11 protein-coding genes are annotated in these 11,152 nt (G+C 70.6%); 8 read left to right on the top strand and 3 right to left on the bottom strand.

What is annotated here, in order from left to right; genetic code table 11:
- Window positions 1-6: 6 nt before the first annotated feature.
- Window positions 7-555: an acyltransferase gene (locus tag BKE41_RS24035; RefSeq protein ID WP_012321531.1), complete on the bottom strand. Its 549-nt coding sequence runs from the start codon at window positions 553-555 to the stop codon at window positions 7-9.
- Between the two features lie 347 nt (window positions 556-902).
- Here BKE41_RS24035 and BKE41_RS24030 point away from each other — a divergent pair, with 347 nt between their 5' ends.
- The 4 genes from BKE41_RS24030 to BKE41_RS24015 all read left to right on the top strand — a co-directional run bounded on the left by BKE41_RS24030 (window position 903) and on the right by BKE41_RS24015 (window position 7,385).
- Complete coding sequence (locus tag BKE41_RS24030; RefSeq protein ID WP_012321530.1) at window positions 903-2,192, top strand: polysaccharide biosynthesis/export family protein; 1,290 nt, start codon at window positions 903-905, stop codon at window positions 2,190-2,192.
- A 96-nt stretch (window positions 2,193-2,288) separates the two neighbouring features.
- On the top strand, window positions 2,289-4,646 hold the full coding sequence (locus BKE41_RS24025; RefSeq protein WP_071000189.1) for a polysaccharide biosynthesis tyrosine autokinase: 2,358 nt from the start codon (window positions 2,289-2,291) through the stop codon (window positions 4,644-4,646).
- Entirely contained in the window at window positions 4,643-5,875 is a 1,233-nt protein-coding gene (locus BKE41_RS24020) for a glycosyltransferase (RefSeq protein ID WP_012321528.1), read from the top strand. Before BKE41_RS24025 ends, BKE41_RS24020 begins: the two co-directional genes overlap by 4 nt.
- Window positions 5,876-6,557: 682 nt before the next feature.
- The gene (locus BKE41_RS24015; protein WP_012321527.1) at window positions 6,558-7,385 is read left to right on the top strand and encodes a response regulator transcription factor; all 828 of its coding nucleotides are present in this window, start codon (window positions 6,558-6,560) and stop codon (window positions 7,383-7,385) included.
- 155 nt (window positions 7,386-7,540) lie between these two features.
- Here BKE41_RS24015 and BKE41_RS31285 read toward each other — a convergent pair whose 3' ends face one another.
- A complete protein-coding gene (locus BKE41_RS31285; protein ID WP_012321526.1) occupies window positions 7,541-7,687 on the bottom strand; it encodes a hypothetical protein in 147 nt (48 codons plus the stop codon).
- A 20-nt stretch (window positions 7,688-7,707) separates the two neighbouring features.
- Window positions 7,708-9,078: a UDP-glucose/GDP-mannose dehydrogenase family protein gene (locus BKE41_RS24010; RefSeq protein WP_024828702.1), complete on the bottom strand. Its 1,371-nt coding sequence runs from the start codon at window positions 9,076-9,078 to the stop codon at window positions 7,708-7,710.
- A 396-nt stretch (window positions 9,079-9,474) separates the two neighbouring features.
- On the opposite strand from BKE41_RS24010, the gene BKE41_RS24005 reads away from it, so the two are divergent.
- From BKE41_RS24005 to BKE41_RS23990, 4 genes are all read left to right on the top strand, one after another.
- Window positions 9,475-9,696 (top strand): hypothetical protein, encoded by a 222-nt coding sequence (locus BKE41_RS24005; protein ID WP_012321524.1) that lies wholly within the window; start codon window positions 9,475-9,477, stop codon window positions 9,694-9,696.
- 96 nt (window positions 9,697-9,792) lie between these two features.
- The gene (locus BKE41_RS24000; RefSeq protein WP_012321523.1) at window positions 9,793-10,029 is read left to right on the top strand and encodes a hypothetical protein; all 237 of its coding nucleotides are present in this window, start codon (window positions 9,793-9,795) and stop codon (window positions 10,027-10,029) included.
- Between the two features lie 300 nt (window positions 10,030-10,329).
- Complete coding sequence (locus BKE41_RS23995) at window positions 10,330-10,635, top strand: hypothetical protein (RefSeq protein WP_012321522.1); 306 nt, start codon at window positions 10,330-10,332, stop codon at window positions 10,633-10,635.
- Between the two features lie 175 nt (window positions 10,636-10,810).
- The gene (locus tag BKE41_RS23990; RefSeq protein WP_024828703.1) at window positions 10,811-11,116 is read left to right on the top strand and encodes a hypothetical protein; all 306 of its coding nucleotides are present in this window, start codon (window positions 10,811-10,813) and stop codon (window positions 11,114-11,116) included.
- Window positions 11,117-11,152: the final 36 nt, after the last annotated feature.

Here is an 11,152-nt window from a genome sequence, read left to right as displayed (position 1 = left end):
TTCCCCTCAAGCAACCTGCAGAGGCTCGGCCGGCTCGGGCCGCGGCGACTGGACGGAACGGGCGCGCGCGGCGCTCTCGGCGCGCTTGGTGCGCGTGTCGCCGACGACCCGCGCGGGGCATCCGGCGACGATGGCGAAGGCCGGGACGTCCCGGGTGACGACGGCACCGGCGCCGACCAGGGCGCCCTCGCCGATGGTGATCCCCGCCACGATGGTGGCGTTGGAGCCGATGGAGGCGCGGGCCTCGACCACGGTCTCGACGAGCTCCCACTCGCCGTCCCGCTTCAGGCTGCCGTCCGCGTTGGTGGCTTCCGGATACAGCTCGTTGGTGAAGACCACGCCGTGGCCGACGAACACCTCGGCCCCGATCGAGACGCCCGCGCAGATGAAGCTGTGCGAGGAGATCTTGCAGCGCGGGCCGATCCGGCTGCCGCGCTGGATCTCGACGAAGGGGCCGATGCGCGAACCGCTTTCGATTCGACATCCATAAATATTGACTAGATCCGGGTAGAAGATACCCACATCTGACCCAATATCCGCATCGGTAATCGGCATAACCGCCGCTCCTTCCGCACAACTTCTGTGCGTCAAAACTGCACAGAGCTGCGGACGGCCGGGAACCCAGGCTTTCGATGCGGTTCGTCCGTCGAAAGGCGAACGGCGCCCATCCGGGGCGGCCCCTCCCGGCCCCGGCGCGCCGTTCCGGACAGGGGGGCTACGCCGAAAGGCGAAGCCCCCGCCCCGGCATGGATGCGCGCGCCCGCCTTTTGGAGGGGTCCCGGCCGGCTCGGCCGTTACGCATCATGCCGTCTCAGCCCTCAGGAGCCCGTGAGGCCGGCGCGCGGTCCCGCCGCTCGACCGCCGCGCCCGGGCTCCGAGGGCGAGCCTCAAGGGGACGATGCGTGTCGAAGACGTCGACGAAGACCGCGGCCACCCGCGCCACCACCCGCACCGGTCTCGCGGCGTGCCTGCTCGCCCTGTCGGCGCTGCCGGCGGCCGCGGAGTACCGCATCGGTCCCGGCGACACGATCGAGGTCACGGCCCTCAGCATCCCGACCTTCAAGCAGGAGGCGACGGTCTCCACGGACGGCACCGTCATGGTCCCGCTGCTCGGGGACGTGCCGGCCGCCGGGCTCACCGTCGCGGAGCTGCGCCAGAGCCTGCAGAAGGCGCTGCCCGCCAAGGCGGTGCGGCAGCGCAACTCCGAGGGCAAGGAATCGATCGCCGTGCTCGAGCCCGACGAGATCGGGGTGCGGATCTCGAAGTACCAGCCGGTCTACCTGAGCGGCGACGTGACCAAGCAGGGCGAGCACCCGTTCCACCCGGGCATGACCGTGCGGCAGGCCATCGCCCTGGCGGGCGGCTACAACCTCCTGCGGTTCAGGATGGAGAACCCCGTCGTCGAGACGGCGAACCTGCGCGCCGAGTACGACAGCACCTGGGCGAGCATCCAGCGGGAATCCGCCACGATCTGGCGCCTGAAGGCGATCGTCGCCGCGTCGCGGGGCGACAAGTCCCCGCCGCCGGCGGACGTCGCCCCGGGCAGCCGCGCGACCCCCGCGCAGAAGCTCGCCGAGCAGCAGCTCCGGGTGCAGATGACCGACATCGCCAAGGAGAAGGACCACCTGCAGCGGTCCCTCAACCGGACGCAGACGCAGTTCGCCAGCCTCAGCGAGCAGCAGGCCAAGGAGAAGGAGGGCGTCACCGCCGACGCCGAGGATTACGACACGGTGCGGGCGCTGTTCCAGCGCGGCGCGGTCGTCACGACGCGCCTGACCGACGCGCGGCGCGCCGTCCTGCTCTCCTCGACCCGCGCCCTGCAGACGACGGTCCAGCTCACCCAGCTCGAGCGCGACAAGAGCGAGGTCGGCCGCAAGCTCGAGCGGGTCGACGACGTGCAGGCCATGGACGCCCTGGAGAAGCTCCAAGTCGCGGAGAACAACCTCGCGACGTACCGGTCGCGCCTGAACAGCATCAACGACAAGCTGGTCTACACCGGCGCCCTCCGGGCGCAGCTCCTGTCCGGAAGCCGGGCGCAGGCGGCGATCGCCGTCTACCGGCAGAGCGGCCCGTCCAAGACGCAGATCGACGCCGCCGAGGACACGGCGCTCCTGCCGGGCGACGTCGTGGAGATCGCGCTCAAGCCGGATCCCGCCATGCGGGGCGTCGGCGACGGGGCCGGCCAGAACTGACCCACCACCCCGGCTCGACGCGCCCATCGGGCCGAGCCGGCGTCCCCTTGACGGAGAGCGCTCCGGGGCGGTGACCGCCGCGGCGAGGAGAGATCCATGAACCGACACTCGACCAGCGCGTCCTTCCTGCCGATCGGTGCGACCCGCCCCGGCGGGACCGGAGCCTGGCGCGGCCAGCCCTTCTCGCCCGAGACGGAGTCCCAGGTCTCGATCCTGACCATCGCGCGGCAGAACTGGCGGTCGATCCTGGCCTTCGCCGCCGTCGGGCTGGTCTGCGCCGGGATCTACGTCGCGACCGCGCCGGCCATCTTCACGGCCCGGGCCCGCGTCTACATCGAGAGCCGCTCCAGCCCGGTCACGGCCCGCGACACGCCCAACGCCGGGACCCCGCTCGAGATCGCCGAGGTCGAGAGCCAGGTCGAGTACATCCGCTCGGAGAAGATCGCCCTCGCCGCCGTGCACAGGCTCGACGGGTCGGCCCTGCGGGATCTGGCGACGCCGACGCACCCGCTCGTCGCGAAGGTCCGGGAGTTCGTGAAGGCCGCCAAGGCGCAGGCCCTCCGGCTGATCGGCGCCGAGCGGCCGGTCCGCGAGCCCGCTCCCGTGAGCCCGGACCTGCGCCAGGCGCGGACGCTGCGCGAGAACGTCGAGGCCAGCCGCATCGGCGCCGCCTACGTCATCGAGGTCGGCTACAGCGCCGACAATCCCGCCACGGCGGCGGCCGTCGCGAACGCGGTGGCCGAGGCCTATGTCAGCACCGAGCTGGAGAACCGGGCCCAGGTCTGGAAGGTCGCCGGCGAGTGGATGCTGCCGCGCCTGAAGGAACTCCAGCAGCGCGCCAGCCAGGCCTCGCGCGAGGCCCAGACCTACAAGGCCGAGCACACCATCATCGACCTCGGCAAGCGCGGCCTCGTGGGCGAGCAGCAGGTCGAGGAGCTCAACACCGCCGTGGCCGCCGCCCGGTCCAAGACCGTCGACGCCCGCGCGGTGCGCGACCAGATCCGCGGGCTCCTCGATTCCGACATCGCCGATCCGGGGATCACCGAGGCCTTCAAGGACAGCGTGATCATCCAGCTGCGCCGGCAGTACGTCGACCTCGTGCAGCGCGCCGACGACCTGAAGCGCCGCCTCGGCCCCGACCACGAGGCGGTCCAGGCGATCCAGCGGGACATCCAGGCGGCCAAGCAGTCGCTGCGCACCGAGCTCGAGCGCCTCGCCGTGTCCCTCGACCACGATTACGAGGTCGCCAAGGCGCGCGAGGACAGCATGACGGCGGCCTTCGACGCCCTGATCTCGAAGACGCTGATCATGAGCAACGCCCGGGTCAAGGCGAAGGAACTCGACCGCACCGCCGAGACCTACGACCAGATCTACACGAACCTGCTCCAGCGCTACATCGACGCCGTCAACCAGCAATCCTACCCGCAGCCCTCCGCCCACGTGATCACGCCCGCGACCGTGCCGGAATCCCCGAGCGCGCCCCGCGGCAGCCTGATCATGCTGCTCGGTCTGCTGGTCGGCACCGGGTTCGGCGTCAGCGGCGCCTTCGCGCGGCACTGGTTCGACCGGACGATCCGCACGCCCCGGCAGCTGACCGGGCACGGCCTGACCTGCCTCGCCGCCCTCCCCGAGCTGCGGCGCGAGCCCGGCTTCCGGGCGGCCCTGGCGCTGGCGCAGGCCCACGCCAACGAGGCGCAGCGCCCGGCCAGCGTCGAGGCGTTCCGGGCGAGCGCCGTGCGGTTCATGCCGCAATCGGTGTTCGTCGAGCGCCTGCACAGCCTCAAGGCCCACGTCCTCGGCAGCGACCGCCGCGGCCCGGTCTTCGCGATCGGCGTCACCTCGGTGGGGACCGGCGCGGGCAAGACCCTGTTCGCGAGCAATTTCGGCCAGCTCCTCGCCCGCGCCCGCTCGAGTTCCGGGCGGGTGCTGATGATCGACGCCGACGTGCGGCAGGCCACGCTCTCGCGGCTCAGCCAGGCCACCGAGCAGCGCGGCCTCCTCGACGTGCTCGCCGGCCGCTGCTGCGCCACCGAGGCGGTCCGGCCCCAGCCCGGCGAGGTCCGCCTGCTCGCCTGCGGCAACCGCCACCCGAACGATCCCCATTTCAGCGACCTGATGACGCCGGAGGGCGTCGCCGCCGTGGTCGGTGACGGACGCCCCGCCCTCGACCGCGTCGTCGTCGACCTGCCGCCGGTGGACGAGCTCCCCACCCTCCGGCCGCTGCTCGACGGACTCGACGGCCTGATCATCGTGGTGGAGGCGGGCCGGACCAGCATCGACGACGTCGCCGCCGCCGTGCACGACCTCGAGTCGGGCGGCAGCACCGTTCTGGGCATCGTGCTCAACAAGACCAACGACGGCCCGACGGTCCGGCGCGGCGGCCTGCGCGGCGCGCTGACCCGCTGGGCCGCGGCCCGGCGCAACGCCCGCGGCGCGACTCAGGCGGCCTCGTGACCGGCCCGCGCGCCGAAGGCCTCGACCCCGTGGCGGCCTACGCGCCGGCCCCGGTCGCCGCGCTCGCGACCGCCCCCGCGACCGCGCGCGGCCGCCGCGTCGCCTTCTTCGGACACGACAGGGCCGAGCCCACGGTCCGGAAGCGGGTCGACGCCATCCGGGACGCCGGGTGGTCGGTCACCGTGTACGCCTTCGAGCGGGACCGCCCCGGCGGGGTGGTGGCCGAGGCCCCGGTGGCGGACGACGTCGTCCCCCTCGGCCTGACCGTCGACCGGAACTACGCCCGCCGCCTGCCCCGCCTCGCCGTCGGCATCGCCCGGGCGCTGCGCCGCCGGCGCGACCTGCGCGCGGCGGACGTGATCTACGTGCGCAACCTCGACATGGCTCTCGTGGCCTGGGCCGCGGCGCGCCTCGCCGGGAGCCGCGCGCGCCTCGTCTACGAGGTGCTCGACATCCAGCGGCTGATGGTCCGGCGGGACGCCCCGGGGCGGATCGCCCGCGCGGTCGAGCGCTGGCTCCTCGGCCAAAGCGACCTCCTCGTCGTCAGCGCCCCGGATTTCATCGACCGGTATTTCCGGCCCGTCCAGGGCTTCGCCGGCGCGTGGCACCTCCTCGAGAACAAGGTCATGGGCCACCGCCTCGGCGAGGTGTCGACCCGCCTGGACCGCACCCGGACGGCGGAGCCGCCCTGGGTGATCGGCTGGTTCGGGACGCTGCGCTGCCGCCGGAGCCTGACGATCCTCGCCGCCATCGCGGACGCCCTCGGCGACTCGGTGCGGATCGTCCTGGCCGGGCGCCTCTCCGAGGAGGACATCGCCCCGCGCGCCCTGGCGGACACGCTGGACGGCCGGCCGAACATGTCGTTCCGTGGTCCCTACGCCAATCCCCGCGATCTTCCGGAGATTTACAGTGGGATTCACTTCAGTTGGGCCGTCGATTACCTCGATGACGGACTGAATTCGGACTGGCTCCTGCCGAACCGGCTCTACGAGGGCGGCCTGTGCGGCGCCCTGACTCTGGCGCGCGCCGCGACGGCCAGCGGCCGCTACGCGGTGGCGGAACGCCTGGGCTGGGCGTTTCCCGAGCCGCTCGCGGACTCGGTGACTTCGTTCCTGCGGACGCTGACGCCGGCCGCCTACGCGGAGCGACATGCCGACCTGCTCGCCCGCGACCTCGCCGCGTTCGTCGATGTCGGCGGCATGCGCGACCTCCTGGTCCGGCTCGACTAGGTCGCCGCCGCGGCGGCTCCGAGCCCGGCCGGGACTCGCCGGTGATTCGCCCGCCGCGCCGGACAGCGCACGGGGCGGCTGTCCCGCCCGCGGCGCGTGCCGTTCGGTACAGCGCCGTACCAACGAAATCAGTACTCGGACCCCAACATGGTAAACAACCGTGTACGCATGTTGCCTTTTAGCCTCAGCCAGGTAAAGCGAGCCTAAACCGACCGAATACTATCGCCCCGAATAGGGACATCGAACCCAGATCACTGAATTGCGATCGAAGCCTTGCCAAGACGCACTCGCAATAAGCAGAGATACAGGAGGCAACATTTCCATATTTCTAAATCTGGCATTCGCGCGCCTAGATTCGGAAAGATCTTGCGTCGGGTCACCGACCGCTGGCGGATGACCTTGCGAATGCATCTCTCCATCAGCGCCGCCCCCCGCACCCAAACAAATCACCGTGTACGTACGTAGTGCCCGATGATTGTATTTAGCCCCGCAATTTAAGCGTTTAGATTCAGATAGGGTATTTACAGACGATTTTACGAAAGCTAGCATTGTTTCCGTGGTCATCGGCAATCGCCCAAGGCGACCGGCGCCACCGCGTATCTCAGTGTCACGCCGTCGGCGAGCGCATTGGGTATCCCGTCATCGCTGACATTCGGCTTCCTTCGAAAGGAGGTAATTCTCTATGGCCAGTCTTGGTACTCGAGACGCGCTCACCCTCGTTGAGCGGGACACGGCCGAAAGCCGCGGCGGCTTTTCGGGTGCACATGCCGGTGACAGCCCGGTCGTCGTCGAGCAACGGGACCAGTCCCGGGGCCGCTCCAGCCGCATCGTCATCATCGATCGACGGCAGCTCGTCGGCCGATGCCTCGCCGCCTCTCTCAGCGAGGCCGACCGGCAGACCTCGTTCGAGGTCTTCGCGGACATCGAATCGTGGAAGCGGCAGAAGCCGTTCGTCCCCGCGAGCGTGGTCGTGCTCTGCCGGCCCGACGGCAACCTGACCGAGACCGAGTGGACCGAGATCACGCGGGAACTGGCGTTCCTGCAGGGCGAGGCCGGCGCTCCGCCGGTGGCCGTCATCTCGGACGGCGAGAACCTCGACCAGATCGTGCGGATCATCAAGCTCGGCGTCAAAGGCTACATCCCGACGACGACCTCCGTGGACATCGCCCTGCAGGCCCTCCAGCTCGTGCAGGCGGGCGGCGTCTACATCCCGGCCGAGTGCCTCCTCCCCCTGCTGGCCAACATCAAGGTGGACGAGCCGGTCGAGGCCGGGGACGACGATATCTTCTCGCCGCGGCAGCTCTGCGTGGCCCGGGCGCTCCGGAAGGGGACGCCGAACAAGATCATCGCGTACGAGCTCAACATGTGCGAGAGCACCGTGAAGGTTCACGTCCGCAACATCATGAAGAAGCTCAAGGCCAAGAACCGGACCGAGGTCGCCTACCTGACCAACAAGTACTTCCTCCGGGAAGATTCCAGCCTGGCGAGCGTGAAGGCCCCGGCGGCCTGACCGCTCCGGCGCTGGCCCCGCCGCGGCGGGGCCGCCCGGGCAGAGATCCGGTCCGGCGCGCCGGACGGAGCTTCGGGGCCCCCTCGCGGGCCGCCTGTTCGGGCGGCCCGCGAGGGGGTCCGTTTGTTATCGGACCGGTCAGGGAGGCGGGCGGATCACCCGCCCGGCGCGATCGGCGCGGCCTCGACGCCGCAGGTCGGCGTCGCCGCCGTCTCGACCCGCCCGCCGGCCGGGCGGAGATCCCGCGTGCCGGAAAGGTCGCGCGCCGGGTCGGCGATCCCGAGGATCTGCGGGGCTTCCATCCGCCGATGTCGGCCCCGCCTCACGCCGTCGCGGCGGCGTCCGCGCGATGGGGAGCCGGCGGGATCTCGGCCTCGTCCCCGGGCGCGGCGGGGCGGCCCACGCTGCTGTAGGCGAAGCCGTGAGCCCGGACGTCGTCGGCCCGGTAGACGTTGCGGAGATCCACGAGGACCGGTCGCTGCATCACCGCCCGCAGCCGGTCGAGGTCCAGCGCCCGGAACGCGTCCCATTCGGTGACGAGGACCAGCACGTCCGCGCCCTCGGCGCAGTGATAGGCATCCTCCGCGAAGGCGACGCCGGGCAGGAGCGGGCGCGCCTGCTCCATGCCCTCGGGATCGTAGGCGCGGACCACGGCGCCGGCATCCTGCAGGCCGGCCACGATCGCCAGCGAGGGCGCGTCGCGCATGTCGTCGGTGTTCGGCTTGAAGGTCAGGCCGAGCAGCGCCACCGTCTTGCCCCGCACCGAGCCGCCGCAGGCCCTGATCACCTTGCGCGCCATCGCGCGCTTGCGCTGGTCGTTGACCGCCACCACCGTCTCGACCAGCCGCAGCGGCGTGCCGGCGTCCTGCGCCGTCTTGACCAGCGCCAGCGTGTCCTTGGGGAAGCACGAGCCGCCGTAGCCCGGCCCGGCGTGCAGGAACTTCGACCCGATCCGGTTGTCCAGGCCGATGCCGCGCGCGACCGCCTGCACGTCCGCGCCCACCGCCTCGCACAGGTCCGCGACCTCGTTGATGAACGTGATCTTCGCCGCCAGGAACGCGTTCGCCGCGTACTTGGTCAGCTCGGCGGTCCGGCGGCTCATCGCCACGATCGGGGCGGCGTTGAGGTAGAGCGGGCGGTAGATCTGCTCCATGACCGCAACGGCCCGCGGCTCATCGGTGCCGACGACGATGCGGTCGGGGCGCTTGAAGTCGGCGATGGCCGCGCCCTCGCGCAGGAACTCGGGGTTCGACACGACCGCGAACTGCGCCCCGGGGTTGGTCTCGCGGATGATGCGCTCGACCTCGTCGCCGGTGCCCACCGGCACGGTCGACTTGGTCACCACCACGGTGAAGCCGCGCAGCGCGCGCGCGATGCTCCGGGCAGCCGCGTAGACGAAGCTCAGGTCGGCGAAGCCGTCGCCGCGGCGGGAGGGCGTGCCCACCGCGATGAACACCGCGTCCGCCTGCCCGACCGCCGCCTCCAGGTCGGTGATGAAGGACAGGCGATCCTGACGGACGTTCTCGGCGACGAGAGCCTCGAGGCCCGGCTCGTAGATCGGCATCCGGCCGGCATTCAGCGCGTCGATCCGGCCGCGATTGCTGTCGACGCACACGACCCTGTGGCCGAAATCCGCAAAGCACGCGCCGGAGACCAGACCGACGTAGCCCGACCCGACCATCGTGATGTTCATGGAGTCCTCGCCGCGAGCGCACCGACGCTCGGGTCTACGGCGGCCCGACGGGGCGACCAACATCATATCTTAGGCGTACGCGACTCTGCCGATCCGGCGTAGCGCCGGCGATTCGACGATACCGGCCCGAACCCGCCGCGGCCCGGCCCGCACGCGCGACCGGTCCGCGGCGGACTTCGCCATCCGGCCATGGCGGCGGCCGGGCAGCTACGCCATTCGGCTTACAGGGCGCCGCCGGCCGACGATCGCGCGAACATTTCCCCGGCGCATCACCCGAATTGTCAGAGACAGGCTGCTTTTTCCCGAGCACTTTGTCGGGGAGCGCGACCGGCTAAGATGCTAACACCGATCTATAGAACTGAACTCCCCGAAGAGTTCCGGCGGAGGAGAACCCTGTTGGCGGCGCGTTTCTACTTCGAGATCGCAAATGCCGAGGAGACGATCCACGACCTTGTGGGGGTTGAGGCTGCCGGCCTTGAAGAAGCCCTGTTCGAGGCGCGCAGCGTGATCGCCGAGATGGCCGACGAGATTACGGGAAGCGGCCAGGAGCCGCCCTGGACCCTCCTCGTGCGCAACGAGGAGGGCTGGCTGGTCGGTCGGCTGCCCATCCGGAAGTAAGGGCCCGGCCGGAGCGGCCGGTGCCGCGGAGCGGGCCTTAAGATATCGTTAACGGATCGTCCGGAGGATCGGGCCTGCCCTCGAACCGTGGCAGCCATGGCCGGAATGCCCCTCTCTCAGAACGCCCCGAACGCCGCCCATCAGGCGGACGCGATGGCCGCCCAGATGGCGCTCGCCGCCCACACGCTGCGGATGCGCGGCGATGTCGGGACGGCCGAGTCGCTCCTCGCGATGGCGCGGCACAACCGGATCCTCGGGCTCAAGCTGCGGATCGAGCAGGATCTGGCGCCGCGCCGGGACAGCGCCGGGCGTCGGGCCACCGCCGGCCGCTAGGGCCGGACCGGACGACACCGGACGGACCGCGCCTCGGAGCGGCGCGAACGGGGTGGGCGTGCCGGCGATCCGCCGCCCCTGCCGCGGCGCGGCCCCGCTGGCGGGAGCGTGCCGATCCCGGCCCGCAACGTCCCCGCGCCGTCTCGGCTTCCTGAAGCCGACGCCCCTCGCCGCCGCGAGCCTGCCGCTGGCCGCGGGGACCCGATGCAGAATCCACACCGCCGTTCTTCGGCGCGGTTGGCGCCGAATAAAGTCCATGTTAGTGTAGAAAACTAACATCCGACAGGAAATTCAGTCGTCGTGTCGACCCCGGACGCCGGACATTCTGAGGTCAGCACGACCCTGGCGCTGGACATGGTGGGGCGCGCCTACCTGGCCCTGGCGCTGCTCTACGAGACGGCCCATCCGGGTGAGTTCGGCGACGTCCAGCAGAAGATCCGCTCGTTCGTCGAGGACAATTTCCGCATCATCCAGGAAACAAGCCGCAACGAGAGCCTGACAACCGGGACCGTTGACGGCGCCATTCACCTTGTGAACAGCGTCCTGGTCGAGGTCGAGAACAAGATCGCCACAATGATCCGGCCGACGCGGCACATGCGGGGCTAGACGAAACCTTGAACTGACGCCCTCTGATCATCGACTGTTGCAGTCGAGCCATGCCGCTCGGATAAACGGCCCCGCGCCATAGGGGATCGAAGATTGCAACGCTCCCCAACGTCGACAGTCTTAGGTCGGCATGTTACCCGGCGAAAGGGGCAGCGATAAATTATCAAGCACGACGATGGGCAGCGATAATTGCGATCGAGCGGCGCGCAGTGCGGATGTCGCACTCGAGGTTCTCGTCCGAGCCTATCACGCCCTCGCGGTCGTCTACGAGTTGTCCAGCCCCGGCGCCTACGCGGCGCTCCACGGCAAGATGATGCCCTACCTGCTGGACAGCTTCCGTCACGGGACTGCGCCGGGCGCCGTCGACCCGGACCCGGACGCGACGTTCACCACGGCCCTGGAGCGGGTCCGCAGCGCGCTGGACGACGTCCGGTCCGACGTGGCGGCCGTGCGGGCGCGCAAGGAAGACCGCGACCGCTGACGGACCGGGCCGGTCCGAGGCGCCGACCCGGCTCGA

The sequence above is a fragment of the Methylobacterium sp. C1 genome (genome assembly GCF_001854385.1).
Lineage (GTDB): Bacteria > Pseudomonadota > Alphaproteobacteria > Rhizobiales > Beijerinckiaceae > Methylobacterium > Methylobacterium radiotolerans.
Note: the sequence above shows the minus strand (reverse complement) of the source record. Positions and strands in the feature narration are given on the sequence as shown.